At 71.5% G+C, this 25206-nt stretch carries 20 protein-coding genes and 1 pseudogene; 10 read left to right on the top strand and 11 right to left on the bottom strand.

Annotated features, from left to right (window positions below; all coding sequences use genetic code 11):
* Nucleotides 1-179: 179 nt before the first annotated feature.
* On the bottom strand, nt 180-2210 hold the full coding sequence (locus tag MMR14E_RS26075) for an ATP-binding protein (protein ID WP_331318289.1): 2031 nt from the start codon (nt 2208-2210) through the stop codon (nt 180-182).
* A gap of 209 nt (nt 2211-2419) precedes the next feature.
* Here MMR14E_RS26075 and MMR14E_RS26070 point away from each other — a divergent pair, with 209 nt between their 5' ends.
* Together MMR14E_RS26070 and MMR14E_RS26065 are read left to right on the top strand one after the other, a co-directional pair.
* A complete protein-coding gene (locus MMR14E_RS26070) occupies nt 2420-4063 on the top strand; it encodes a GMC family oxidoreductase (RefSeq protein WP_331318287.1) in 1644 nt (547 codons plus the stop codon).
* A gap of 214 nt (nt 4064-4277) precedes the next feature.
* Nucleotides 4278-5216, top strand: a complete 939-nt coding sequence (locus MMR14E_RS26065; protein WP_331318285.1) for a LysR family transcriptional regulator — start codon at nt 4278-4280, stop codon at nt 5214-5216.
* Between the two features lie 9 nt (nt 5217-5225).
* Here MMR14E_RS26065 and MMR14E_RS26060 read toward each other — a convergent pair whose 3' ends face one another.
* Nucleotides 5226-6713: a DUF2252 domain-containing protein gene (locus MMR14E_RS26060; protein WP_331318284.1), complete on the bottom strand. Its 1488-nt coding sequence runs from the start codon at nt 6711-6713 to the stop codon at nt 5226-5228.
* A 228-nt stretch (nt 6714-6941) separates the two neighbouring features.
* Here MMR14E_RS26060 and MMR14E_RS26055 point away from each other — a divergent pair, with 228 nt between their 5' ends.
* From MMR14E_RS26055 to MMR14E_RS26030, 6 genes are all read left to right on the top strand, one after another.
* Nucleotides 6942-8594, top strand: a complete 1653-nt coding sequence (locus tag MMR14E_RS26055) for an acetolactate synthase large subunit (RefSeq protein WP_331318283.1) — start codon at nt 6942-6944, stop codon at nt 8592-8594.
* A gap of 43 nt (nt 8595-8637) precedes the next feature.
* The gene (locus MMR14E_RS26050) at nt 8638-9813 is read left to right on the top strand and encodes an iron-containing alcohol dehydrogenase (RefSeq protein ID WP_331318281.1); all 1176 of its coding nucleotides are present in this window, start codon (nt 8638-8640) and stop codon (nt 9811-9813) included.
* A 154-nt stretch (nt 9814-9967) separates the two neighbouring features.
* Nucleotides 9968-10792, top strand: coding sequence for a poly(R)-hydroxyalkanoic acid synthase subunit PhaE (locus MMR14E_RS26045; protein WP_331318280.1), 825 nt, complete (start codon nt 9968-9970; stop codon nt 10790-10792).
* Entirely contained in the window at nt 10785-11915 is a 1131-nt protein-coding gene (gene phaC, locus MMR14E_RS26040; protein ID WP_331318279.1) for a class III poly(R)-hydroxyalkanoic acid synthase subunit PhaC, read from the top strand. The genes MMR14E_RS26045 and phaC overlap by 8 nt, the downstream gene beginning before the upstream one ends.
* A 24-nt stretch (nt 11916-11939) precedes the next feature.
* On the top strand, nt 11940-13952 hold the full coding sequence (locus MMR14E_RS26035; RefSeq protein ID WP_331318278.1) for an acyl CoA:acetate/3-ketoacid CoA transferase: 2013 nt from the start codon (nt 11940-11942) through the stop codon (nt 13950-13952).
* Nucleotides 13945-15417, top strand: a complete 1473-nt coding sequence (locus MMR14E_RS26030) for an NAD-dependent succinate-semialdehyde dehydrogenase (RefSeq protein ID WP_331318277.1) — start codon at nt 13945-13947, stop codon at nt 15415-15417. Before MMR14E_RS26035 ends, MMR14E_RS26030 begins: the two co-directional genes overlap by 8 nt.
* 82 nt (nt 15418-15499) lie before the next feature.
* Here MMR14E_RS26030 and MMR14E_RS26025 read toward each other — a convergent pair whose 3' ends face one another.
* From MMR14E_RS26025 to pedF, 9 genes and pseudogenes are all read right to left on the bottom strand, one after another.
* Nucleotides 15500-15790: a hypothetical protein gene (locus tag MMR14E_RS26025; protein WP_331318276.1), complete on the bottom strand. Its 291-nt coding sequence runs from the start codon at nt 15788-15790 to the stop codon at nt 15500-15502.
* Nucleotides 15791-15865: 75 nt separating this feature from the next.
* Complete coding sequence (locus MMR14E_RS26020) at nt 15866-16792, bottom strand: HlyD family secretion protein (RefSeq protein ID WP_331318275.1); 927 nt, start codon at nt 16790-16792, stop codon at nt 15866-15868.
* Entirely contained in the window at nt 16789-16998 is a 210-nt protein-coding gene (locus tag MMR14E_RS26015; protein ID WP_210033710.1) for a DUF1656 domain-containing protein, read from the bottom strand. Before MMR14E_RS26015 ends, MMR14E_RS26020 begins: the two co-directional genes overlap by 4 nt.
* A 23-nt stretch (nt 16999-17021) precedes the next feature.
* Nucleotides 17022-17699: pseudogene (locus MMR14E_RS26010) on the bottom strand (FUSC family protein); the annotation flags it as partial.
* Nucleotides 17696-18199, bottom strand: a complete 504-nt coding sequence (locus MMR14E_RS26005) for a MarR family winged helix-turn-helix transcriptional regulator (RefSeq protein WP_331318270.1) — start codon at nt 18197-18199, stop codon at nt 17696-17698. The gene MMR14E_RS26005 and the pseudogene MMR14E_RS26010, both read right to left, overlap by 4 nt.
* A 275-nt stretch (nt 18200-18474) precedes the next feature.
* Nucleotides 18475-19134 (bottom strand): response regulator transcription factor, encoded by a 660-nt coding sequence (locus tag MMR14E_RS26000; protein ID WP_331318269.1) that lies wholly within the window; start codon nt 19132-19134, stop codon nt 18475-18477.
* Between the two features lie 175 nt (nt 19135-19309).
* Nucleotides 19310-21079, bottom strand: a complete 1770-nt coding sequence (locus MMR14E_RS25995) for a PQQ-dependent methanol/ethanol family dehydrogenase (protein ID WP_331318267.1) — start codon at nt 21077-21079, stop codon at nt 19310-19312.
* A gap of 348 nt (nt 21080-21427) precedes the next feature.
* Nucleotides 21428-22288, bottom strand: coding sequence for a substrate-binding periplasmic protein (locus tag MMR14E_RS25990; RefSeq protein ID WP_419539420.1), 861 nt, complete (start codon nt 22286-22288; stop codon nt 21428-21430).
* Nucleotides 22278-22706 carry a cytochrome c-550 PedF gene (gene pedF, locus MMR14E_RS25985; RefSeq protein ID WP_331318265.1) on the bottom strand — a complete coding sequence of 143 codons (429 nt, stop codon included), beginning with the start codon at nt 22704-22706 and terminating at the stop codon, nt 22278-22280. The genes MMR14E_RS25990 and pedF overlap by 11 nt, the downstream gene beginning before the upstream one ends.
* Before the next feature lie 217 nt (nt 22707-22923).
* Between pedF and MMR14E_RS25980 the strand changes: the two genes are divergently transcribed.
* Together MMR14E_RS25980 and MMR14E_RS25975 are read left to right on the top strand one after the other, a co-directional pair.
* Complete coding sequence (locus MMR14E_RS25980; protein WP_331318262.1) at nt 22924-24168, top strand: ABC transporter substrate-binding protein; 1245 nt, start codon at nt 22924-22926, stop codon at nt 24166-24168.
* A complete protein-coding gene (locus MMR14E_RS25975) occupies nt 24165-25172 on the top strand; it encodes a PQQ-dependent catabolism-associated beta-propeller protein (RefSeq protein WP_331318260.1) in 1008 nt (335 codons plus the stop codon). The genes MMR14E_RS25980 and MMR14E_RS25975 overlap by 4 nt, the downstream gene beginning before the upstream one ends.
* Nucleotides 25173-25206 lie beyond the last annotated feature (34 nt).

Below are 25206 nucleotides of genomic sequence, written 5' to 3'. Positions count from 1 at the left end.
GTAGCCGTGCGTCGGCCCCGGGCGCGAGCGCGCCGATCAGCACGGTGGCGATCACGAGGAATGCGGTGCCCCAGGCGGCGAGCGCGCCGCTCGACGAGCGCTGTGCGGGCGACGGAGGGCTGGCTGTCGACATGGGGCTCCTGTTGGCGCGGGACCCGCCCGCGTGTCAACGCGCGCCCTCAGGCGGCCCGCGCGGACCGGCGCTCCAGGAGCGGCGGGAGCAGCTTCAGATTGAGCGGCTTGGCCAGGAACCCGTCGAAGCCGGCCGCCCGGGCGGCGGCCTCGTCGTCCCGGCCGGCATTCGCGGTCAGCGCCACGAGGTGGAGCCGGTGCGCGCCGCCCGCCTCGGCGGCCCGGATCCGACGGGCGGTCTCGTGCCCGTCGAGGCGGGGCATCCGCACGTCGATCAGCGCGAGATCGAAGGGACCGTCCGCCTCCAGCCGCGCGAGGGCCTCGACGCCGTCGACGGCATGGACCACCGTGGCGCCGAGCCGCTCCAGGGCCCGGGTCGCCAGCAGGGCGTTGATCGGATTGTCCTCGGCCAGCAGGATCCGCAGGCCGGGGCTGACGCGCGTCGGCGCCGCCGGTGGCGCGATCGCGGCCTCGATCGGGCCCGACGGCGCGAGCAGGCGCTCGAACAGGGAGCGCGGCCGGACCGGCTTGATCAGGTAGCCGTCGAAGCCCGCCGCGCCGGGGGACCCGAAGCCGCGCCTGTCGAACGGCGAGAGCAGCACGAGGCTGGTGCGGACGCCGCAGGCGCGGGCCGCGTCGGCGATCTGCCGCACCGCCGCGTCGCCCAGCGCCCGGTCGGCCAGCACCGCGTCGAAGGCCGCGCCCGACAGGGCGTCGAGGCCCGATTCCAGGCTGTCGACGATCACGGTGGCGGCCCCCGCCCGCGACAGGCTGCGGGCGAGGTACGGGGCCTGGAACGGCGAGTCGGCGACGATCAGGCAGCGCCGCGGAGAGAGCGTCGGCAGCGGCGCGCGCCCGCCGCCCGCGGCCCCGGCGACCTCGGCGAGCGGCAGCAAGACCCGGAAGGTCGAGCCCCGGCCGACGCGCGAATCCGCCTCGATCCGCCCGCCCATGCGGGTCACCAGCCGCCGCGTGATGGCGAGTCCCAGGCCGGTGCCCTCGTGGCTGCGGCTCGCGCTGCCGTCGCCCTGCTCGAACTCCTCGAACAGGATGGGCAGCCGCTCCTCCGGGATGCCGGGCCCGGTATCCGCCACGGCGAGCGCGACCTCGCCGCCGGTCCCGGCCCGCGCGAAGCTCAGGCTGACGCCGACGCCGCCGCGCTCGGTGAACTTGATGGCGTTGCCGGCGAGGTTGAGCAGGATCTGCCGCACCCGGTCGGCGTCGCCCAGGATCGCGGCCGGGAAGTCCTCGGCCACGTCGAGGGCGATCTCGATGCCCTTGTCCTGGGCGCGGGGCGCCAGCAGCTCGACGACCCCCTCGGAGAGGGCCGGCAGGTCGAAGGGCTCGACCGCGAGGTCGAGGCGGCCGGCCTCGATCCGCGAGAAGTCGAGGACCCCGTCGATCAGGCCGAGCAGCGCCTGACCGCTGGTGCGCACCGCCTCCACGTAGGTGCGCTGCTCGGGGTTCAATTCGGTCCCGAGCACGAGGTCGGCCATGCCCAGGATGCCGTTGAGCGGCGTCCGCATCTCGTGGCTCACCGTCGCCAGGAAGCGGGATTTCGCGACGCTCGCCGCCTCGGCGCGCTCCAGGGCCGCGTCGCGGCTGCGGATCGCCTCGACGCGCGCGGTCACGTCCCGGCCCGCGCGCAGCCAGTGCGTCGCGTCGCCGTGCGCCACCGGCATCTCCACGAAGGCGAACCAGCGCGCCCGCCCGTCCGCCGTCCGGACCTGCGCCTCCAGGCGGCGGACCCCGTCCGGCCCGATCTCCACGGCGTTCCGGTCGAGGATCTCGAGATCGTCCTGGGAGCCGATCAGCGCGATCGGCTCGCGGCCGAGCAGGCGGGCGAAATCTTCGTTGGCGTAGGTGATGCGCCCGCGGGCATCCCGCTGGACGATGATCTCGGTGGTGGCGGCGACCAGGGCGCGGTAGCGGTCCTCGCTCTCGCTGATCCGCCAGATGCGGTCCTGCAGCCGCTCGGCCTCGCGCTCGGCGCGCCGCGCTCCGAGCCGGCGCCAGAGGCCGAAGGCCAGTGCGGCCGCGGTCAGGAGCGCCAGGACAGGCGCCATCGTGTCGATCATTCCGGCCTCCCCGGCGTCGAGCCGGTTCGCCGCAGGATCGCAGCCGAAGCTGAAGGCGGCGTTGGGAAAGGCCCTTAACCGCCGGTTGCGAACTTCGCGGATTACTGGGCGGCCTCCGCGACGCGGCAGGGCTTAACGGAACCGTGCGGTGATCCGAAAAGCGGCTCGCGAGTTGCCTGCCAGGACGCAGGTCCGGACGGAGACGGCACATGCCCGGTGAGCACTACGACGTCATCATTGTCGGGTCCGGTCCCGGCGGCGGCACGGTGGCGTGGCGCCTCGCCCAGACGGGCAAGCGCATCCTCCTGATCGAGCGCGGCGACTACCTGCTGCGCGAGCCGCGGAACTGGGACAGTCAGGCGGTGATCGTCGACGGCTACTACCAGGCCAAGGAGACGTGGTACTCGTCCGACGGCAAGAGTTTCCACCCGGGCCTGCACTATTACGTCGGCGGGAACTCGAAGTTCTACGGCTCGGTCCTGTTCCGCCTCCGCGAGAAGGACTTCTCCGAGATCCGCCACCAGGACGGCGTCGCGCCGGCCTGGCCGGTCGGCTACGACGTCTTCGAGCCGTACTACCAGGCGGCCGAGGAGCTGTTTCACGTCCACGGCCTGCGCGGCGAGGACCCGACCGAGCCCTGGTCGAGCAGGCCCTACGCCCATCCGCCGGTGGCGCACGAGCCGCGGATCCAGGAGCTGTTCGACAACCTGAAGCGGGCGGGCCACCACCCGTTCCACCTGCCGGTGGGCGTGCGGCTGGTGGAGAAGGACGGCCGCGCCGTGCCGACCTCGCCCTGCATCAAGTGCGAATCGTTCGACGGATTCCCCTGCCCCACCAACGGCAAGTCCGACGCGCAGACCATGGTGGTGGATCCCGCCCTGCGCGACTGCCCGAACCTGACGCTGCTCACCCGCACCTACGTCGAGCGCCTCGTCACCGACGCCTCCGGCCGGACCGTCACGGGCGTCGTCGGGACCCGCGACGGCGCGCCGTTCGAGGCCTCGGCCGACCTCGTGGTGGTGGCCTGCGGCGCCCTCTCGTCGGCGCTGCTGCTGCTGCGCTCGGCCAGCGACCGGCACCCGAACGGCCTCGCCAACGGGTCGGACCAGGTCGGGCGCAACTACATGCGCCACAACAACTCGACGGTTCTGGCGATCTCGAAGGTCCCGAACCCGACCCGGTTCCAGAAGACGCTCGGCCTCAACGACTTCTACTTCGGCGATCCGGACCCCGAGGACGGCTGGGACTTCCCCCTCGGCCACATCCAGATGGTCGGCAAGTCGGACGGGGCTCAGATCCACGGCGAGGGGCTGCCGGGCTTCCTGCAATGGTTCCCCGACAAGCCCTTCGACTGGATCGCCAAGCACTCCGTCGACTTCTGGCTGACCTCCGAGGACGTGCCGCTGCCGCAGAACCGGATCTTCTACAGGGACGGCAAGGTCCATCTCGACCTCACCGAGACCAACGTCGAGGCGCACAAGCGGCTCCGGCACAAGCTGCGCGAGATCTGCAGCTTCACCGACATCCACCCGCACCTGTTCGACCGGTCGCTCTACCTCGGCAAGAACGTCCCGATCGGCGGGACGGCCCATCAGGCGGGGACCCTGCGGTTCGGCACGGATCCGAGGACGTCGGTGCTCGACCCGGACTGCAAGGCGCACGAGCTGGACAACCTCTACGTGACCGACGCCAGCTTCTTCCCGTCGATCGGCGCCGTGAACCCGACGCTGACGATCATCGCCAACGCCTTGCGGGTCGCCGACCATCTCGCGGCGCGGATGGGCGCCAAGGACACGATCGCGCCGCCCCGGCTCTTCGACCACACCGAGCCGCGGGAGCCGCTGCCGGCCTGAGGAGCGGCGCGTCCCAGAGTGCCGGCGCCGGCGCGCCATCGTCCCTGCGCACCTCTGGGCGGTGCGTCGTGAGTTTGTCTCGACCCGCGCGGGCGTCCCGACCGACGCCGTCTGAGCGCGATCCTGGCCCATCGGCGCGCGGATCCCCGGGATGACGGGCACGCCGTCGCGTCTGCTATGTCGGGCGTCCGAATCCCCATCGAACGCGGCGCCCGTGGCCATTGACCATATCGATCTCAGCCGGATCGACCTGAATCTGCTGGTCGCGCTCGACGCGCTGCTCGACGAGCGCAGCGTCACGCGGGCTGCCGCGCGGGTCGGGATCGGCCAGTCGGCGATGAGCTCGAGCCTCGCCCGCCTGCGCCGCCTGTTCGACGACGAGCTCCTGACCCGGGCCCCCGACGGGATGCGGCCGACGCCCCGCGCCCTGAAGATCGCCGAGCCGCTGCGCGCCACCCTCCGGCAGGTGCAGGCGCTGGTGCACCGGGAGGAGCGGTTCGACCCGGCCACCGTCGAGCGCACCTTCACGGTGAGCCTGCCCGACAGCGTCGAGGCGCTCCTCGGGCCGCGGCTGATCGCGCAGCTCCGGCGGGACGCGCCCGGCATCCGGCTGCTGCTGCGCTCGGTCGACCGGACCCGGATCCTGGACGAGCTCGACGCCGACCGGGTCGACCTCGCCATCGGCCTGTTCTCGGAGGGACAGCTCCACCACAAGCAGCGCCTCCTCTACCGGGACAGCTACGTGGTGCTGTTCAACGCCGCGCTGATCGGCCTGGAGCCGCCGATCGGGCTCGACGATTACCTGCGCTTCCCCCACGTGCTGACGTCCCTGCGCGAGACCGCCCACGGGGTCGTCGACGACGCCCTCGCGCTGATCGGGCGCTCGCGCATCCTGGCGGTGACGACCCCGCGCTTCCTCGTGGTCCCGTTCATGGTCCGGGCGGCGCCGGTGATCGCGACGATGCACGCCCGGCTCGCCACCTCCTTCGCCAGCGCCCTGGCGCTCAGCGTCAGCCCGGTGCCGGTGCCCCTCGACGACGTGCCCGTGTCGATGCTGTGGCACGCCTCCTACGACCACGACCCGGCCCACCGCTGGCTGCGGGACCTCCTGGTCCGGCTGGCCCACGAGCCGCCGGCGCCGGGCATCATCTGAGCCCGGGGCTCAGAGGCAGGGATCGTCTGCGGCCTCCAGGCGGCCGCGCGCGATCGCCGCGCGGAACAGGGCGAAGTCGGCCGCATTGCGCTCCGCATAGGCCGCGGCCCAGTCGGCGATCGCCCCGCTCAGGTCGTGGTGCTTGCCGCTGCCGCAGTAGCCGGCGATCGCCGCCGCGTCGCCGGTCCGCGCGTGGGCGCGCGCCAGCAGCGTCCCGTAGGCGTACGAGAAGGTCAGGAGCGGCGCGCCAATCATCCGCGCCAGCGGGATCGCGCCCTTCAGGTTCTTCATCTGGCGGACGTAGAACGGCCGGCCCGCGATGCTGGTCCAGCCGAGCAGCGGGTCGCCCACCGCCTGGAGCAGGCGCTGGCCGTAGATCACCCGCTCGCCCTCGTGTCCGGAGAACGGCGCCGGCACGCTCGGCAGGTACGGCGCGTGCGCCGGGCGGACCGCCTCCTTGACCTGGAGGAAGAGCGCGTCGGCGTCGGAATTGCCGAACAGCAGCGCGAGGTAGGCGCGGGTCCCGACGCTGCCGACGCCGACGACCCGGTGGGCGACGTCGACCACGTGGTAGCGGTCGAGCATGAAGCGCCGCTCCCGCGGCAGGGTCTCGGCGTAGTGCTCCAGGCCGGTGACGACGCCCTCGCGGGTCGCCGCGTCCACGGGCGTCAGGATCGGCGGATCGGTCTGCAACTGCCAGGTCCCGTCGGTGCGCCGCTCGGCCACCTGGTCGAGGAGGCTGCGGTTATTCCGCCGCCGGGCCTTGTCGACCGCCCGCCGCACCACGGCCCGGGCCTCCGCGTCCATGTGCAGCCCGGCGATGTGCGGGCCGTCGGCGCGCGTGGTCTGGTACCAGACGTCGAGGGAGCCCTGCGGCGCGAGGCGGCGCATCGTGTGCTGGTAGCCGGAGACCGCCTCCATGACGGCCGCGCGCCGCTCGGCAGCCGGCACGCCGGCGTCGTCGGTGGCGACCGCCAGCCCGGCCGCGAGGCGCTTGAGGTCCCATTCCCACGGGCCGATCGTGACCTCGTCGAAATCGTTGAGGTCAAGGACGATGTCCCGCTGCGGCGTGCCGAACAGGCCGAAATTGTCGGTGTGCGCGTCGCCGTTCATCACGACGTCGACGCCGCTGCGCGGCCCGCGCGACAGGTCCCAGGCCATGACGTGCGCGGCGCCGCGCAGGAACGCGAAGGGCGAGCTCGCCATCCGGGCGACCCGGAGCGGGATCAGGTGCGGCTGGCGGCCTTCGTGGGCGGCCTCGATCAGGGCGACCGGGTCGGGCCGGTCGGGATCGTGGGCCAGCGTCGCCTGGGCCGCGTGGGGCACCTCGGCGCGCAGCCGCTTGCCGGCCTTGCGGCGCTTGTCCCAGGCCTCGACGCCCGCGCGGAGGTCGATCCGCGGGAACTCCGCGACCGGCGCCAGCACCGAGTCCACGTCGGGGGCGTCGGCCGCCCGGTCCTCGGGCGGCGCCGTCTTGTCGGTCTCGATGCGATCCATCGCTGTCCCATCGCGGAAGGCGGGGTGGTCCCGTCCGCACGTTAGCATCCGGCCGGCTCTGTGACGTCGCGGGCCCGGCCGGCCCTTGACCACTCTACAGGGGGGCCCTCTAACGAACCGAATATTCGGGGGGTGTTCCTCCGTCTCGTGTCGTTCACGGCCTCGCGATCAAAGTGCCGGGAGCGACCTGGACGGCCGGGGGACACCGTTGCTTCAGCGAGACGTCGCATGCCCAAGGGTTCAGATCTCCTCGTCGCCGCTCTCGAGAACGAGGGCGTCGACCGCATCTTCGGAATTCCCGGGGAGGAGAATCTCGACGTCGTCGAATCCCTGCGGAACTCCAAGATCGAGCTGGTCCTGACCCGCCACGAGCAGGCGGCGAGCTTCATGGCCGCAACCCACGGCCGCCTCACCGGCCGGCCGGGCGTCTGCCTCTCGACGCTGGGCCCGGGCGCCCTGAACTTCTCCACCGGCGCGGCCTACGCGCATCTCGGCGCGATGCCGATGATCATCATCACCGGCCAGAAGGGCATCCTGTCCTCCCGGCAGGCGAAGTTCCAGATCGTCGACGTGATCAGCTCCATGAAGCCGATCACCAAGATGGCCCGGCAGATCGTCTCGGCCTCCTCGATCCCCACCATCGTGCGCGACGCTTTCCGGGTCGCCACAGAGGAGCGGCCCGGCCCGGTGCTGCTGGAACTGCCGGAGGACATCGCCGCCGAGGAAGCCGAGGCCGACCTCGTGCCCTCGCACCCGATCGACATCCCGGTCGCCCACCCGGCCGCGATCGACCGCGCCGCCGCCATGATCCTGGGGGCCAAGCGCCCGCTGGTCATGCTGGGCGCCGCCGCGAGCCGGCCGCGCGCCACGGGCGAGCTCGGCGGCTTCGTGCAGCGCACCGGCATCCCGTTCTTCACCACCCAGATGGGCAAGGGCACGGTGGCGGGCGGGACCGACCTCTACATGGGGACCGCGGCGCTCTCGGAGCGCGACTACGTCCACGAGGCGATCGACAAGGCCGACCTGATCATCGCCATCGGCCACGACACGATCGAGAAGCCGCCCTTCTTCATGGGTCAGGCCGACCAGAAGGTGCTGCACATCAGCTACATGCCGGCCAACGTCGAGCAGGTCTACTACCCCGATGCCGAGGTGGTCGGCGATCTCGGCCCGACGCTGAAGCTCCTGGCCGACAAGCTCGACGGCAAGCTCCCGAACGCCGGCGCCCTGCTGCACCTGCGCGAGCACATCCTCAGCCACATCGGCGACCGGGCCGGCGAGGACCGCTTCCCGGTGACGCCGCAGCGCCTCGTGCGCGACGTGCGCCGGGTGATCCCGGAGGACGGGATCGTCTGCCTCGACAACGGCATGTACAAGATCTGGTTCGCCCGGAACTACCGCACCTACGTCGCCAACACGCTGCTCCTCGACAACGCGCTGGCCACGATGGGCGCCGGCCTGCCCTCGGCCATGATGGCGGCGATGCTCTACCCGAAGCGGCGCGTCATGGCCGTGTGCGGCGACGGCGGCTTCATGATGAACAGCCAGGAGATGGAGACCGCCGTCCGGCTGAAGCTCAACCTCGTGGTGCTGGTGCTCGACGACTCGGCCTACGGGATGATCCGCTGGAAGCAGGCGGTCGACAAGTTCGCCGATTACGGCATGACCTTCAGCAACCCGGACTTCGTGCTCTACGCCAAGTCGTACGGTGCGACCGGCCACCGGGTCGAGTCGGTCAACGACCTCGTGCCGACGCTGGACCGGGCCTTCGCGGCTGGCGGCGTCCACCTCGTGGCGGTGCCGATCGACTACTCGGAGAACACCCGCGTGCTGGTCGACGAGCTGCGCGCCAAGGTGAAGGATTTCGAGCCGGCCGAGTGACCTCGGCGGCGCAGGCGGATCGGCACGACAACAGGGCAGCGCGATGAACCCGTTCACCTTCCAGACCACGCCGAACGTGCTGTTCGAGGCCGGTGCCGCGAAGAAGCTGCCGGAGATCGTCGGCAGCTTCGGGGCCAAGCGCGTCCTGCTGGTCACCGACAAGGGCGTGCGCGGCGCCGGCCTGACCCAATCCGCCGAGGCGGCCCTGGCCGCCGCGGGCGTCACCCTCGACGTCTACGAGGACGTGGTCGCCGACCCGCCCTCCACGGTGATCGAGGCGGCGGCCAAGCGCGCCCGGGAACTCGGGACCGACCTCGTCCTGTCGATCGGCGGCGGCTCGGCGCTCGATACCGCCAAGCTGGTGGCCTATCTCGCCAAGTCCGACGAGCCGCTCGAGTCGATCTACGGCGTCGGCCTTGCCAAGGGCGACCGCCTGCCGCTGATCCTCGTGCCGACCACGGCCGGCACCGGCTCTGAGGTGACGCCGATCTCGATCGTCACGACGCCGACCACCGAGAAGAAGGGCGTGGTCGCCCCGAAGCTCCTGCCCGACTGGGCGGTGCTCGACCCGGAGCTGACGCTCGGCCTGCCGTCCCACGTGACGGCGGCCACCGGGATCGACGCCATGGTCCACGCCATCGAGGCCTTCACCAGCAAGAACAAGAAGAACCCGATCTCCGACCAGCTCGCCAAGCAGGCGCTGGCGCTGCTCTCGGCCAACATCCGCACCGCCTGCACGGACGGGACGAATCTCGAGGCGCGCTCCGGCATGCTGCTCGGCTCGATGCTGGCCGGCATGGCCTTCGCCAACGCGCCGGTGGCGGCGGTGCACGCCCTGGCCTACCCGGTCGGCGCGATCTTCCACGTGCCGCACGGGCTCTCGAACGCGCTCGTGCTGATGGGGGTGATGCGCTTCAACCTCTCGCACGCGGAAGGGCTCTACGCGGAGCTCGCGCCGATCCTCGACCCCGCGGCCGCGGACCTGCCGCAGCCCGAGGCCGCCAAGCGCTTCGTCGAGAGCCTCGACGCGATCTGCCGCGACTGCAAGGTCCCGGCCTCGCTCGCCGAGGTCGGCGTCGCCCGGCAGGACCTGGAGCGCATGGCCTCCGACGCGATGAAGCAGACGCGGCTCCTCGTGAACAACCCGCGCGAGGTCACCTACGACGACGCCTTCGCGATCTACGCCGAGGCGCTGGGCGAGGCGCGGCCGGCGGCGTGAACACCAGCCGCCGGCTCCGTCATCGCGAGCGCAGCGCAGCGACCCAGGGCGGCGCGCCCTCGCCGAGCATGGCGCTGCTGGATCGCTCCGCTTCGCTCGCGAAGACGGCGGGTTCGAAGTCTTCAGCCCGGGGGCTGTGAAGAGGAACGCCAGCATGGACCAGTTCGACGCGTTCCGGGCGATGAGCGAGTTCTGGACCCGGGCCGGCGCGGGCTTCCTCACCCCGGGCGCCGGGCAGGCCGCGCCCGGCTTCGGCTGGCCGACCTTTCCGACGGCCGACCTCGCCGGCATGGCCGCCGCGCAGGCCAAGCTCGCGGAGGCCTGGACCGCCGCCACCGCCCTCTCGCAGACGCTGACGCGGTCGCTCCAGGGCGGCCCCGGCGCGCCGGACCCGACCGCCGGCGCGGTGCTGGCCCGGATCCTCGATCCGCAGGCCTGGCTCGGCGGCTCGGCCGAGTTCGACGCGGCGCTGACCCGCATGGCGGAGGGGCCGCAGCTCGCCGACCTGTGGCAGACCGAGCGGCGCTACGCCGCGCTGTTCACCGCCTGGGCCACGCTCCGGCGGGCGCAGAGCGAGCATCAGGCCGTGATGCTCGACGCCTGGACCCGCGCCGCCGGGACCTTCGCCCAGGAGGCCAACGCCCGCGCCGAGCGCGGCGAGAGCTTCGCCTCGGCCCGCGCGATGATGACGAGCTGGATCGAGACCGCCAACGCGGTCCTGCTGGAGGTCCAGCGCTCGGACAAATTCCTGGCCTCGCAGCGCGCGGTGCTCCGGGCCTCGACCGATCTCCGCCTCGCCCAGCAGGACGTCGCGGCCTTCCTGTCGGAGTTCTACGGCCAGCCGACCCGGGCCGAGCTCGACGACGTCCACAAGAGCCTGACCGAGCTTCGCCGCGAGGTCCGGGCGCTCCGCCGCGAGCGCCGCGCGGCCCGGGCGAAGGCGGAGGGCGCCCGCACCGCGGAGGAAGCCCATGGCTGACCAGGAGAGCCCCAGAACACCGGCCGCGCCGCTCGCCCTCACCCCGGCGGAGATCCTGGCCGAGGTCGGCACGCTCGGCCAGCGCATCAGCGCCGGCGCCAAGCTGTTCGCGGAGGTGAGCGACGCGGACGTCGAGATCGCCACCACGCCGAAGGATCTGGTCTGGAGCCAGGACAAGGTCCGCCTCTACCGCTACCGGCCGCTCGCCGAGAGCAAGGGCCTGCCGCCGGTGCTGATCGTCTACGGGCTGATCGGCCGCTACACGATGGCCGACCTGCAGGAGGACCGCTCGCTGGTCCGCAACCTGCTGAATCTCGGCCTCGACCTCTACGTGGTCGACTGGGGCAATCCGGGCCGGGCCGACCGCTACGTCACCATCGACGACTACGTGGACGGCTACCTCGCCGAGTGCGTCGCCTTCATCCAAGAGGCGGCCGGGCGCGAGAAGGTCAGCCTGCTCGGCATCTGCGAGGGCGGCGTCTTCACCACCTGCTACGCGGCGCTCTACCCCGAGACCGTCAACGCGATGGTGCTGACCATCACGCCGATCGACTTTCACGCCGACACCCGGGAGAACCGGGCCGGCCACGGCTTCATCAATGTCTGGACGCGCTCGCTCACGCCGGAGGATGTCGACCGCCTGATCGACGCGCAGGGCTCGCTGCCCGGCGCCTTCATGGGCTCGGTGTTCTCGATGATGACGCCGATGCGCACCATGACGAAGTACAACCTCGACTTGCTCGACGCCCTCGACGACAAGAAGAAGTTCCTGAACTTCCTCCGCATGGAGAAGTGGATCGCCGACCGGCCGGACCATCCCGGCGAGGCCGCCAAGCAGTGGTTGAAGGACCTCTACCAGGACAACAAGCTGGTCGAGAGCGCCTTCGAGCTCGGCGGCCGGCGGGTCGACCTGAAGGCCATCACCTGCCCGGTGCTGAACGTCTTCGCGCAGGACGATCACATCATCCCGCCGGCCACCTCGCAGGCGCTGAAGGACAGGATCGGCACCACCGACTACACCGAGATGGGGCTGCCCGGCGGCCACGTGGGCGTGTTCGTCGGCGGCAAGGCACAGAAGCTGCTGGGCTCCGGCATCGCCGACTGGCTCGGCAAGCGGGGATAGCGTGCAGGCTCGGGGGAGTGCCGCATGGGCAGCCTGAAGAACAAGATCGTCAGCGCCGACGAGGCCGCCGCCATCCTGCAGGACGGCGACATGGTCGCGGTCTCGGGCTTCGTCGGGATCGGCACGCCGGACGAGCTGATCCTGGCGCTCGCCCGCCGCTTCGAGGCCGGCAACGGCCCGCACGGGATCGGCCTGATGTTCGCGGCCGCCCCCGGCGACGGCAAGGAGCGCGGCCTCAACAAGCTCGCGATCCCGGGCCTCGTCCGGCGCGTCGTCGGCGGCCACTGGGCGCTCGTGCCGAAGCTCGGCGCCATGGCGGTGGCGGGCGCGATCGAGGCCTACAACCTGCCGCTCGGCGTGGTCTCCCATCTCTACCGGGAGATCGCCGCCCACACGCCGGGCCACATCACCAAGGTCGGGCTCAACACCTTCGTCGACCCGCGCCTGGAGGGCGGCAAGCTGAACGCCGTCACGACGGAAGACCTCGTCAGCGTGGTCGAGCTCGGCGGCGAATCCTGGCTCCACTACAAGGCCTTCCCGGTCAACGTCGCGCTGATCCGCGGCACGACGGCCGACCCCGCCGGCAACATCACCATGGAGCGCGAGGCGCTCACCCTCGACAACCTCGCCGCCGCCATGGCGGCGAAGAATTCCGGCGGCTTCGTCATCGCCCAGGTGGAGCGGCTCGCCGAGGCCGGCTCCCTCAACCCGCGCGAGGTGCAGGTGCCCGGCGTGCTGGTGGATTGCGTGGTGCTCAGCAGCCCCGAGAACCACCGCCAGACCTACGGCACGCCCTACAACCACGCCTTCACGGGCCGCCAGCGGGTGCCGCTCGACCGCATCGCCCCGATGGCGCTCGATACCCGCAAGGTCATCGCCCGGCGCTGCGCCTTCGAGCTGCCGCCGGGCGGCGTGGTCAATCTCGGCATCGGCATGCCCGAGGGCGTCGCGGCGGTCGCCGCCGAGGAGCGGGTGCTCAAGTACCTGACGCTGACCGCCGAGCCGGGCGTGATCGGCGGCCTGCCGCAGGGCGGGCTGGATTTCGGTGCCGCCCTGAACCCGGCCGCGGTGCTGCACCAGAACCAGCAGTTCGACTTCTACGACGGCGGCGGCCTCGATCTCGCCTGCCTGGGCCTCGCCCAGTGCGACGCCGAGGGCAACGTCAACGTCAGCCGCTTCGGCACGCGGCTCGCGGGCGCGGGCGGATTCATCAACATCTCGCAGAACGCCAAGAGCCTCGTCTTCGCCGGGACCTTCACGGCCGACGGTCTGAAGGTCGCGGTCGAGGACGGCGGCATCCGGATCCTCAGCGAGGGCCGCTCGCGGAAGTTCATCGCCGCGGTGGAGCAGGTGACTTTCTCGGGGGCCTACGCGGCCGAGCGCGGCCAGCCGGTGCTCTACGTGACCGAGCGCTGCGTGTTCCGGCGGACGCGGGCCGGCATGGAGCTGGTCGAGGTCGCGCCGGGAATCGACATCGCGCGCGACATTCTCGGGCAGATGGGCTTCACCCCGATCGTGCAGGACCCGAAGCCGATGGATCCGCGCCTGTTCCGCGAGGCCGTGATGGCCCTGGAGCCCTGGCTTCTGGGCCTCTCTCTCGCGGAGCGGATCAGCTACGACCCGGAGCGCAACATCCTGTTCTCGAACCTCGAAGGGTTCCAGGTGCGCACCATCGACGACGTCGAGCTGGTGCGCCGCGAGTACGAGCGCGCCTGCCAGGAGATCGGTCGCAAGGTCCACCTGATCGCCAACTACGACGGGTTCGAGATCGACCCGACGGTGAGCGACGCCTACTTCTCGGCGATCGCCTATCTCGAAAACCGCTATTACGAGACCGCGTCCCGGTATACCACGAGCGCGTTCATGCGATTGAAACTCGGCGCCTCGTTGGCGAGCCGCGACCTGGCTCCCCATGTCTTCGAGACAAAAGCCGAGGCGCAGGCGAGGAATACGGCCCAGAGCGTGCCTCTCAAGCCGCGGCCCGGCATGTCCCAGCCCGACATGCCGCGGCCGCCGAAGGAACCGTTGGATGCCTGAGTTCGAGACCCCCGCCCTGAAGGACCGGGCCCTGCTGGTCGATGCCTGCCTGATCGGCGGCGCATGGTCGAAGGCCGGTTCCGGCAGCATCGACGTCACCAACCCGGCGACCGGCGCGCTGATCGCCAAGGTGCCGAATGCCGGCGCCGAGGAGACGCGGGCTGCGATCAAGGCGGCGCATGAGGCCTACCCGGCCTGGCGCGCCAAGACCGCCAACGAGCGTGCCGTTCTTCTGCGCAAGCTCGCGGCGCTGGTGACGGAGCATCAGGAGGATCTCGCGCAGATCCTCACCGCCGAGCAGGGCAAGTCGCTGACGGAGTCCCGCGGCGAGGTCGCCATGTCGGCGGCCTACGTGCTGTGGTTCGCGGAAGAGGCGCGCCGCGTCTACGGCGACGTGGTCCCCTCCCCCTGGGGCGACCGCAAGATCCTCGTCACCAAGGAGCCGGTCGGCGTGGTGGCGGCGATCACGCCGTGGAACTTCCCGTCCTCGATGATCGCCCGCAAGATCGCCCCGGCGCTCGCCGCCGGCTGCCCGATCGTGATCAAGCCCGCCTCGCAGACCCCGCTCTCGGGCCTCGCCTGGGGCGTGCTGTGCGAGCGCGCCGGCTTCCCGGCCGGCACGGTCTCGATCCTCACCGGCTCGGCCCGCGCCATCGGCGCCGAGATGACCGGCAACCCGCTCGTCAAGAAGATCACCTTCACCGGCTCCACCGAGGTCGGCAAGGTGCTGCTGGAGCAGGCGGCAGGCACTGTGAAGAAGGTCTCGATGGAGCTCGGCGGCAACGCGCCGTTCATCGTGTTCGACGACGCCGATCTCGACCGGGCGGTGGCCGGCGCGATGCTCGCCAAGTACCGCAATTCCGGCCAGACCTGCATCTGCACCAACCGCTTCCTGGTGCAGGACGGGATCTACGACGCCTTCGCGGAGAAGATGGCCGAGGCGGCCAACCGCCTGAAGGTCGGCAACGGCGTCGAGGACGGCGTCGCCCAGGGGCCGCTGATCGACATGGCCGCCGTGGAGAAGACCGAGGCGCATATCCGCGACGCCGTCGAGAAGGGCGGCCGGGTGGTGGCGGGCGGCCACCGCCACGCGCTGGGCGGCCAGTTCTTCGAGCCGACGGTGATCACCGGCGCCACCCCCGCCATGGCGGTGGCCCGGGAGGAGACCTTCGGGCCGCTGGCACCGCTGTTCCGCTTCCGCGACGAGGCGGAGGCGATCCGCATGGCCAACGACACGGAGTACGGGCTCGCCTGCTACTTCTACACCCGCGACCTCGGCCGGACCTTCCGGGTCGCCGAGGCGCTGGAATACGGCATGGTCGGGATCAACGAGGGGATCATCACCACCGAGGTGGCGCCCTTCGGCGGCGTGAAGGAATCCGGCCTCGGCCGCGAGGGCTCGTACCAGGGCATCGAGGATTACCTGAACACCAAGTACCTGTGCGTGGGCGGCCTCGGCGCGTAGGGCCGGGGCAGAAGCCGGTCCGGATCGGGACCCGACGGGTTCTCCCTCCCCCCGAGGAGGCGGGAGGGAGAACCGGCGGGGGCTACTTCCCGCTCGGCGCCGCGCCGCTGCCCGTCGTCCCGTTGCCGGAGCTGCTGCCGGCGGGGGCACCCGGGGTGCTGACGCGCGGGCCACCGCTGGTGCCGGGCGCCATGCCGGCGCCGGTGGAGCCGGTGCTGTCCGCGGAGCCGGCCCCCGTCCCGGTCCCGCCCACCGCGCCGGACTTGTTGACGTTGCCCTGGTTGGCGCCGCCGGTCTGCGGCGCCTGGGCCAGCGCCGCTCCGGACGTGGCGAGGACGACGGACGCGGTGAGGGCGAGGAGCGTCTTCGACATGGGGCCTCCTGACAGGACGTTCGGCTGCAGTGTCAGGCCAACCCCGGTGCGCCGGGATGGTTCGGTGTCGCGCCTTCAGCGGGCAAGCGCCTCGCGCCACGCCGTCCAGGGCCAGCGCAGGGCCTCCCCGCCGGCCGCCGGGGCGATCGAGACCGTCGCGGTCCGGCCGCTGACCAGCCGCGGATCCGCCGTGCCGCCGTCGAGGGTGATCCGCACCGGGATCCGCTGGGCGAGCCGCACCCACGAGAAGGTCGGGTTCACGTTCGCGAGCAGGTTGGTGGCGTCGCTGCGGCCGGTCTCGCCGATGCCGCCGGCGATGCTGGCGACGTGGCCGCTGAGCACCCCGTCCTCGCCCATGAGCTGGACGGTCACAGGGGCGCCGACGCGGATCCGCGGCAGCTTGGTCTCCTCGAAGTAGCCCTCGATCCGGACGGTGTCGCGGTCGATCAGCGCCATGACCCCGCGGCCCGTGGTGACGTAGGCGCCCGGCCGCAGCTCCATGTTGGTGATCCGGCCGTTGACCGAGGCCCGCACCGCCGAGCGCTCCAGATTGAGCTTGGCGAGGTCGCGATCCGCCAGGGCCTGCTCGTAGGCGGCCTCCGCCGAGAGATCGGCGGCCTTCGCGGCCTCGACCTTCTGCTGCGACACCGCCGCGTCGGAGAGCTTGCTGTAGCGCGCGTAGTCGGCCGCGGTCTGCTCGGCGGTGGCCTTGCGGCCCTCCACCATCGCCTCCGCCTGTCGGAGCCCGAGGCGGAACCGGTCCGGATCGATCCGGAACAGGACGTCGCCCTTCCGGACGAGCTGGTTGTCCTCCACCAGCACCTCGGTGACGAGCCCGGAGACGTCGGGCGCCACCGCCACCACGTCGGCGCGCACCCGCCCGTCCCGGGTCCAGGGCGCGTCCATGTAGTAGTCCCACAGGCCGAGGCCGACGATCAGCGCCGCGGCGACCATGCCGAGGGTGACGAGGAGGCGGCCGAGGGCGGAGAACAGGGCGGTCATTGCAGGGTCCGGTGGGCGAGGGTCACGACGCCGCCGAGCAGGACGACGTAGAGGGCGAGGTCGAAGAGCGGCCGGTGCCAGACGAGGCGGTAGAAGCCGGTGGCCGCGAGGAGGCGGCGCAGGGGCAGGCTGAGCGCGAAGGCGGCGGCCATCCAGAGCGCGAGACCCGGCACGAACACGCCGTAGAGGTCGATCTCACCCATCATGCCGCCATCTCCCGGTGGTCCGGCGCGGGCGCCGCCCGGTAGGCCGGCGCGTCGGGGAAGAGCCCGCGGCGCAGGCCGGTGAGGCCGATCAGGGCGGCGCGCCGCTCCGGCGACCTCGGCCCGGCGGCCGCCGGCGCGCGGGCGGCCGCGAGGGCGCTCCGGATCCAGGCCCGGGCCTCGGCCGACCAGTGGTCCAGCCGCGCGACGATCATCGGCGCCGCCGATTGCGGCAGCACCAGCGTGGCGACGAGGCTGGCGCACAGGATCCCGAGCGAGATCTCCTCGGCCCGCGCCACCGCGGTGTCGAAGATCGCCCCGGGATCGTCCACGGCTGGGAAGCCGATCAGCGCCGCGGTGTAGCCGGCGAGCATCGGCAGGTAGCTCGCGGGGGTGCGGTCGAGGAGCGAGACGTAGAGGCAGAGCGCGACCCAGAGCGCCACCGCGAGGCTCAGCAGGATCGGCTCGTTCACGAGGTTGGGGACCAGCACGACGCTGATCGCGGCCCCGAGAACGGTGCCGCCGACCCGGTAGAGGGCCTTCGAGCGCGTCGCGCCGGAGAGGACCTGACTGGTGATGTAGACCGTGCCGAGCGCCCAGTAGGGCCGCGGCAGGTCGATCCAGAGCGCGAGGAACAGGGCGAGCATCGCCGCCGCGTAGGTCTTCAGCGCGAAGGCCCAGTCGCGCCATCCGGGCAGGGTCACGACACCGGCTCCGGCTCGCGCGCGGCCGCGGCGGCCTCCCGCCCGTAGCGCTGGAGGGCCGCGAAGACCCGGAGGCTCGCCTCGAGATCCGCGCCGTCGATCTCCGCGAAGACGCGGGCGCGCAGGGTGGAGAGCTCGGCCTCGATCTGCTCGAAGACTTGGCGGCCGCGCGGGGTTAGGCCCAGGACCTTGGCGCGGCGGTCGGACGGGTCCTCGCGGCGGACCACGAACCCGGCCATGGCGAGCTGGTCGATGAGGCGGACCAGCGAGGGTCCCTCGATGCCGACGGCCTCCGCCAGGACGTTCTGCCGGGGCTCCTCCGCCATCCGGCCGATGATGATCAGCGGGTGCGCGGTGGCGTCGGACAGCCCGTGCGCCTCCGCGACCATGTTGGCCGCGCGGCGCCAGTGGCGGCCGGTCGTCAGGAGGGCGTGGGTGAAGGCCTGCTGCAGCCGCTCGCGCGTCCTCGGATCGTCGATGCCGGTCACGACCTGTTCCATCGCCGCGAGGATCCGGTGCAGAGTCCGGTTCAATCAGCTCGCATACTGATAGATAGCATCATATCGATTTGGTGGAGGCGGCCTCCGGGAGAGAGCAGGGTTGCGGTTGACGAATGGGCGCCGCCTTTCCCGTGGCGCGTGCAGCGCCAGCGGAACGCGATCCGGAAACCAGCACGCGATGGCGCGAAGCGCCCGTCTGCCCCCGTTTCCGGCTGAGCGGTTCAGTCGGTGCGGCCCGCCTCGTCATCGCGAGCGCGGCGAAGCGACCCCGCCCGTCAGGCCGGATGCGCGTTGTGGATCTGGTCGAAGTCGAGCGACGCCGTATCGATCACGATCTGCGTCCGGCTGATCACCTCGAGCTTGCGCAGGATCTCCGAGACATGCGCCTTCACGGTCGAGTCGCCGACCTGGAGTTCGTGGGCGATCTGCTTGTTGAGCTTGCCCTGACGGATCATCATCAGCACCCGCAATTGCTGCGGCGTCAGCCGGGCGAGGCGCTCGGGCAGCGGCGCCTTCTTGTTCCGGGCCGGCGGCGCGCCGGCCTCGGCGAGCCCCGGCGGCAGGAACAGCGCCCCGCTCATGACCTCGGTGATCGCCCGGGTGAGCGTGGCCTTGTCCATGGCCTTCGGGACGAAGCCCGCAGCCCCGTGCTGCAGGGCCTCGCGGACGATGCGCGGATCTTCGTGGCCGGAGACGATGAGGATCGGGATGCGCGGGAAGCTCGCCCGGATGGTGATCAGCCCGTCGAAGCCGGTCACGCCGCGCATGGAGAGGTCGAGGAGCGTCAGGTCGATGCCGCGGTTCGCGGCCAGCACCGCGCAGGCCGCCTCGATCCCGTCGGCCTCATGCAGGACCGCGTCCGGGTGCGCGAGCCGGATCGTGGCCGCCAGGGCGTCGCGGAATAGGGGATGGTCGTCGACGATCAGGAGTTGCACGGAGACCTCGGTCCTTCGCTCGAGATCCTCACAGGATCCGCCGAACACGCGGGCGGGAGGTCCGAAGGTGATCGATGCGGCCCCGGGGCGCAAGCGCGTGTTGAGACGACCGCCCTGCCCCGGGACCTGAGCGTGCCGGCCCGCGGGGGGCCGGCACGCTGTCGGTTGAGGGTCTTCAGCGCGACGCCACCGTCTTCGGCAGCTTGAACGCCCAGAAGCTGCCGCCCTGGTTGATCCCGGCCGTGGACTTGGCGACCTCGCCGCCCCAGAGCGGCACCGCGCCGCCCCAGCCGGCCGCGACGCCGACCCACTGCTCGCCGTCCTGCTCCCAGGTGATCGGCGAGGAGACCACGCCGGTCCCGACCTGGAACTTCCACACCTCCTCGCCGGTCTTGGCGTCGAAGGCCTTCAGGAAGCCCTCCGGGGTGCCCGTGAAGACGAGGTTGCCCGCGGTGGTGAGCACGCCGGCCCAGAGCGGGGCCTTGTTCTTGTACTCCCACACGACCTTGCCGGAGGCCGGGTCGATCGCCTTGAGCGAGCCGATGTGGTCGTCGAAGACCGGCTTGATCGTGAAGCCGGCGCCGAGATAGGCGGCGCCCTTCTTGTAGTTCACCGGCTCGTTCCAGATATCCATGCCCCACTCGTTGGAGGGCACGTAGAACAGCTTGGTGTCGGGGCTGTAGCCGATCGGCATCCAGTTCTTGCCGCCGAGGAAGCTCGGCACCGCGAAGACCGACTTGCCCTTCTTGTCGTCGCCGGTCGCCTTGCTCGGGTCGCCGGGCCGGTTCTCCTCGTTGTAGATCGGGCGGCCGTTCTCATCGATGCCCTTGGCCCAGTTGATCTTCTCGACGAACGGCGTCGCCGAGATGAACTTCCCGTTGGTCCGGTCGAGGACGTAGAAGAAGCCGTTGCGGTCGGCGGTGGCGCCGGCCTTGATGGTCTTGCCGCCCTTGTTGAGGTCGAACGGCACGAACTCGTTGACGCCGTCGAAGTCCCAGCCGTCGTGCGGGGTTGTCTGGAAGCCCCAGACGATCTCGCCGTTGTCGGGGTTGAGGGCGAGGCGCGAGGACGTCCACTTGTTGTCGCCGGGCCGCAGCCAGGAGTTCCACGGGCCGGGGTTGCCGGTACCGAAGTAGATCAGGTTGGTCTCGGGGTCGTAGGTGCCGCCGAGCCAGGTGGCGCCACCGCCGAACTTCCACATGTCGCCGGGCCAGCTCTCGTTGACCTTGCCGGTCATGGTCGAGGGCTTGCCGTTGAGCTCGCCCATGTGGCCCTCGATGACGGGCCGCTTCCACACGACCTCGCCGGTCTCGGCGTCGCGGGCCTCGATCCGCCCGATCACCCCGAACTCGCCGCCCGACACGCCGGAGATGATCTTGCCCTTCACGATGATCGGGGCGGCCGTGTAGCTGTAGCCGGCCTTGAAGTCGTCGATGTCCTTGCGCCAGACCACCTTGCCGGTCTTGGTGTTCAGGGCGACGAGCTTGGCGTCGAGCGTGCCGAAGTAGACGTTGTCCTTGTAGAGGGCGGCGCCGCGGTTCACCACGTCGCAGCAGGGCAGGATGCCCTCCGGCAGGCGGGCGTCGTACTCCCACTTCTTCTCGCCGCTGCGGGAATCGATCGCGTACATGCGCGAGTACGAGCCCGTCACGTAGATGATGCCGTCCTTGACCAGCGCTTGGCTCTCCTGGCCGCGCTGCTTCTCGCCGCCGAACGAGAACGACCACGCCGGGACGAGGCCCTTGATGTTGTCGCGGTTGAGGGTCTTCAGCGGGCTGAAGCGCTGGGCTTGCGGGCCGAGGCCGTAGGTGACGACGTCGCCCGGCGTCTTGGCGTCGTTGATGATGTCCTGTTCGGTGACCCCCTGGGCCATGGCCGGCAGGGCGCCGCCCGCCACGAGGGCGGCGACGCCCACCGCGGCGAGGAACCGGGTCCGCATTCTCATGACGTGTCCTCCGTGGTCGGCCCCGGTCCGTGTGGCCGGGGCATCCGGGTTTCGACGCGGGCCGCACGAGTCGCGGGGCGCCCCCCTTGGAGGACGAAGCTATCGACGTTCTCAGAGAAGTCTTATTGGCCATTGGTCCAATGAGTCCACTCTGGGGGGCGGCGAATGCAATGTATTCGTCGAGATTGGCGCTCAGATTGGCGCGATTCCGAGCGAGATCTCGTTCGGAATTTCTGATGTTCGCTCTTGCCGTCATCGCGAGCGCAGCGAAGCGACCCAGGACGGCGCAGCATCCCAAGATGGCGCGCTGTCTGGATCGCTTCACTCCGCTCGCGATGACGAACGCGCTCAGTACCCCTTCGGTGGCGTGTAGGTGACGCCGTAGGTCTCGCAGATCGCCCGGAGCCGGCCATCCGTGTTCAGCGCCGCGACCGCGTCCCCGACCGCGTAGGCGAGGTCGCGGGAATCGGTCCTGACCGCGCCGCCGATTTCCCAGCGGGTCTTCACCAGCCCCGTCGAGGGGATCGTGGCGATCGGGTTCTCGTCCTTCGGGGCCTTCGCGGCGGACAGCGCCGCCTCGATCGCCGCGCGGGTTCCGGCCAGGATCGGAGCCTCGCCGGCGAGGTAGGCCTTCGCGGCCTCCTCGAAGCTCCTGTAGTGCTTCAGGTTCGGGCGGAAGCGGCCGCCCTGGGCGGTCAGCAGCATCAGGTCGGCGGCGCCCGTGCCCTCCAGCGCGACGCTCCGGTCGCCGATGTCGTCGAGGCTGTCGAAGCCGTCCAGCGCGCCCTTGCGGTACGCGAAGGCGATCTCCTGCTCGAAGTACGGCGCCGTGAAGAACACCTGCTCGTTGCGCAGGGCGAGCTGCCGGTCGGTGGGCACGTGCAGCATCAGGTCGGCGAGCGGCGTGCCGGCGAGGTCGCCGCGCCACAGGGTCAGGCGCAGGTCGCCGTCGACGTTCTCGCCGGCATCGACCACGCGCAGGTCGAGCTTCACCTTCAGCTTCTCGGCGATCGCGCGGGCGAGATCGACGTCGATTCCGCGAGGCCTGCCCCTCTCCTCCTCGGAGAACGGCGCGTTGTCGCCGTAGACCGCCACCCGCAGCGTCCCGTCGGCCGTGACCTGGTCGAGCGGCCGCGCGGCAGCCTCCGGCTGGAACCGGAGGGCCATCAGCAGGCCGCAGGCGAGAAGGAGCCGAGCGCTACTCCTCATGCTTCGACTCGATGTAGCTCCGGATCGCCCACAGGCCCTCCTGCGAGATCACCCCGTCGAAGGCCGGCATCTTGGTCACGCCGTTGATGACGGCGCCGTGCTTCATGCGCTCGACGAAGTACTCGTCGCCCTCCTTGCCCTGCGGCAGGTAGCGCAGGTCCGGGGCGAGGCCGCCGGAGATCATCTCCAGGCCGTGGCAGCGGGCGCAGTTCTGGTTGAAGCCCGATGCGCCGATCGCGATGGCGTGCTTGTCGCCCCTGTAGGGGTTCTCGGCGAGCCACTCGGCGCCCAGCGGCTTCAGGCCGTCGGTGTTGACCGGCTGGGGCTGCACGTCGCCGTGCCCGAGGGCGCTGCCGGCGGCCAGGGCCAGGCCCAGCGCCGCGAGCACGCCGCCCGCCGCCGTCTTCATCGTGCGCATCCGCCCCTCCCGTCCTCGTTGCACGACGGTTAGCAAGTACCGGGCGGCAGACCCATTATGCTTTGGTACGGATCAGCCAGATGATCGCCGATTACGACTTGTGCTGCACTGCATCAAAATGAGTCTGTGCACCTTGGTCCAATATCCGAGGGCACAACTGGGCTCCTAGACTCCCGGTCAACGACGAGACGCGCGGGGCTGGAGGAGACGGGCGGGGATGGTGTCCTCCGGTGCGCGGCGGCCCGGGATGCGCGGCGGGCCATGGGCCGGTCTGCGGCGCGCCGTCGTCCTGGCGGCGCTGGCGGCCCTGGCACCGGTCGCGCAGGTGCGGGCCGCCCCCGCGCCGGCGGGCCCGCCCCTGACGATCCGCTACCTGGAGCGGCGGGTCGAGCGACCAGTGCCGCTGAACAACGAGGATCCCGTCCCCGACGACGAGGGGGCGAAGGGCGCGGAACTCGGCCTGCGGGATTCCAACGCCACCGGCCGCTTCCTCGGCCTCGGCTTCGACCTCGGCACCACGGTCGTCGCGCCGGGCGACGACATCCGCGAGGCCTTCCGGAATCTCCCCGACCGCGGCTTCGTGGTGCTCAACGCGCCGGCCGCCGACGTCCTCGCCCTCGCCGACCTGCCGGAGGCGAAGGGCAGTGTGCTCCTCAACATCGGCGCCCCGGACACGCGCCTGCGCGACGCCGATTGCCGGAGGAACCTGCTCCACGTCCTGCCGTCCCGCGCCATGCTGGCCGACGCGCTGGCGCAGTTCCTGGCGTTCAAGCGCTGGTCCCGGATCCTGCTGGTCACCGGTCCGGAACCGGGGGACGCGCTCTTCGCCGAGGCGCTGCGGCGCAGCGCGCGGAAGTTCGGCGCGCGGATCGTTTCCGAGACGCGCTACGACCCGCAGGGCGGCGACGTCCGCGACACGGCCCTGCGCGAGTTCGCCCTGCCGACCCGCGGGCCCGAGCACGACGTGGTCGCGGTGGCCGACGAGGCCGGCGCGTTCGGCGCGAGCCTCAACTACAACACCGCCTCGCCCCGGCCCCTCGTCGGCACGCAGGGCCTCGTGCCGGCGGCCTGGGGGCGGCCCGTCGAGGCCTGGGCCGCCGTGCAGCTCCAGGGCCGGTTCCGCAAGCTCGCCGGCCGGGCCATGCGGCCCGTCGACTGGGCCGGCTGGATGGCGGTGCACGCCGTCGGCGAGGCGGCCGTGAAGGCGCGCAGCACCGACCCCGCGACGGTCCGCGCCGCCCTGACGGCGCCCGGCTTCGAGATCGGCGGCTTCAAGGGCCGCCCGCTGAGCTTCCGCGCCTGGGACGGGCAGCTGCGCCAGCCGGTCTTCCTGCTCTGGCCCGGGGCCGTCACCGCGACGGCACCGATCGAGGGCTTCCTCCACCACCGCACGGAACTCGACACCCTCGGCCTCGACGAGCCCGAGAGTGCCTGCCGCGCCTTCACGGGGACATCCGGATGAGCCGGCCCGCCGCCCTCGCGCTGCTCCTCTGCCTCGCGGGCCCCGCGCGGGCCGAGGAGATTTTCGTCACGAACGAGCGCGACAACACCGTCTCGGTGATCGACGGCGACGGCCTGGAGGTGCTGCGCACCTTCCCGGTCGGCCGTCGGCCCCGCGGGCTGACCTTCTCGCAGGACGGGCGGTCGCTCTACGTCTGCGCCAGCGATTCCGACGCCGTGCAGGTGATCGACCCGGAGACCGGGCAGGTCCGGCACGACCTGCCCTCGGGCGAAGACCCGGAGCAGTTCGCCCTGGCGCCGGACGGGCGCACGCTGTTCATCGCCAACGAGGAGAACGCCACCACCACGGTGGTGGACGCGCAGACCCGCAAGGTGCTGGCGCAGATTGACGTCGGCGTCGAGCCGGAGGGCGTCGCGGTGAGCCCGGACGGGCGCACGGCGGTCACGACCTCCGAGACGACCAACATGGTCCACTGGATCGACACGCGGTCCCTCGCGGCCGTGGACGCGACGCCGGTCGGGCAGCGGCCGCGCTTCGCCGCCTTCGCGGCGGACGGGTCCCGGCTCTGGGCCTCCTCGGAGATCGGCGGCACCGTGTCGGTCATCGACGTCGCGACCCGCACGGTGATCGCGACCATCGCATTCGCCGTGAAGGGGGTCGCGGCCGACCGGATCCAGCCGGTGGGCATCCAGATGTCGAAGGACGGGCGCCACGCCTTCGTGGCGCTGGGGCCGTCCGACCGGGTCGCCGTGGTGGACACGACGACCTACCGGGTGGAGAGCTACATCCTGGTCGGCCGGCGGGTCTGGCAGCTCGCGCTCAACGCGGCGGGCACGCGGCTCTTCACCACCAACGGCGTCTCCGGCGACGTGACGGTGATCGACGCCGCGACGTTCCGGCCGATCAAGACCGTGAAGGTCGGCCGCTTCCCCTGGGGCGCGGCGGCGCGGCCGATGCCTTCGGCGCAGGCGACGGACGCTCGCGCCGCCGGTGCGGTGCCGTGACTCGTCCGCAGTCCGGAGCGCGGGTCCCCTCTCC

The sequence above is a fragment of the Methylobacterium mesophilicum genome (assembly GCF_036441335.1).
GTDB lineage: Bacteria > Pseudomonadota > Alphaproteobacteria > Rhizobiales > Beijerinckiaceae > Methylobacterium > Methylobacterium mesophilicum_B.
Note: the sequence above shows the minus strand (reverse complement) of the source record. Positions and strands in the feature narration are given on the sequence as shown.

What these genes read in the sequence shown, in the direction of transcription:
- MMR14E_RS26075 (WP_331318289.1), bottom strand. Translation starts at nt 2,210, where the DNA reads ATGATCGACACGATGGCGCCTGTCCTGGCGCTCCTGACCGCGGCCGCA.
- MMR14E_RS26070 (WP_331318287.1), top strand. Translation starts at nt 2,420, where the DNA reads ATGCCCGGTGAGCACTACGACGTCATCATTGTCGGGTCCGGTCCCGGC.
- MMR14E_RS26060 (WP_331318284.1), bottom strand. Translation starts at nt 6,713, where the DNA reads ATGGATCGCATCGAGACCGACAAGACGGCGCCGCCCGAGGACCGGGCG.
- MMR14E_RS26055 (WP_331318283.1), top strand. Translation starts at nt 6,942, where the DNA reads ATGCCCAAGGGTTCAGATCTCCTCGTCGCCGCTCTCGAGAACGAGGGC.
- MMR14E_RS26050 (WP_331318281.1), top strand. Translation starts at nt 8,638, where the DNA reads ATGAACCCGTTCACCTTCCAGACCACGCCGAACGTGCTGTTCGAGGCC.
- MMR14E_RS26045 (WP_331318280.1), top strand. Translation starts at nt 9,968, where the DNA reads ATGGACCAGTTCGACGCGTTCCGGGCGATGAGCGAGTTCTGGACCCGG.
- phaC (WP_331318279.1), top strand. Translation starts at nt 10,785, where the DNA reads ATGGCTGACCAGGAGAGCCCCAGAACACCGGCCGCGCCGCTCGCCCTC.
- MMR14E_RS26035 (WP_331318278.1), top strand. Translation starts at nt 11,940, where the DNA reads ATGGGCAGCCTGAAGAACAAGATCGTCAGCGCCGACGAGGCCGCCGCC.
- MMR14E_RS26030 (WP_331318277.1), top strand. Translation starts at nt 13,945, where the DNA reads ATGCCTGAGTTCGAGACCCCCGCCCTGAAGGACCGGGCCCTGCTGGTC.
- MMR14E_RS26025 (WP_331318276.1), bottom strand. Translation starts at nt 15,790, where the DNA reads ATGTCGAAGACGCTCCTCGCCCTCACCGCGTCCGTCGTCCTCGCCACG.
- MMR14E_RS26020 (WP_331318275.1), bottom strand. Translation starts at nt 16,792, where the DNA reads ATGACCGCCCTGTTCTCCGCCCTCGGCCGCCTCCTCGTCACCCTCGGC.
- MMR14E_RS26015 (WP_210033710.1), bottom strand. Translation starts at nt 16,998, where the DNA reads ATGATGGGTGAGATCGACCTCTACGGCGTGTTCGTGCCGGGTCTCGCG.
- MMR14E_RS26005 (WP_331318270.1), bottom strand. Translation starts at nt 18,199, where the DNA reads ATGGAACAGGTCGTGACCGGCATCGACGATCCGAGGACGCGCGAGCGG.
- MMR14E_RS25995 (WP_331318267.1), bottom strand. Translation starts at nt 21,079, where the DNA reads ATGAGAATGCGGACCCGGTTCCTCGCCGCGGTGGGCGTCGCCGCCCTC.
- MMR14E_RS25990 (WP_419539420.1), bottom strand. Translation starts at nt 22,288, where the DNA reads ATGAGGAGTAGCGCTCGGCTCCTTCTCGCCTGCGGCCTGCTGATGGCC.
- pedF (WP_331318265.1), bottom strand. Translation starts at nt 22,706, where the DNA reads ATGCGCACGATGAAGACGGCGGCGGGCGGCGTGCTCGCGGCGCTGGGC.
- MMR14E_RS25980 (WP_331318262.1), top strand. Translation starts at nt 22,924, where the DNA reads ATGGTGTCCTCCGGTGCGCGGCGGCCCGGGATGCGCGGCGGGCCATGG.
- MMR14E_RS25975 (WP_331318260.1), top strand. Translation starts at nt 24,165, where the DNA reads ATGAGCCGGCCCGCCGCCCTCGCGCTGCTCCTCTGCCTCGCGGGCCCC.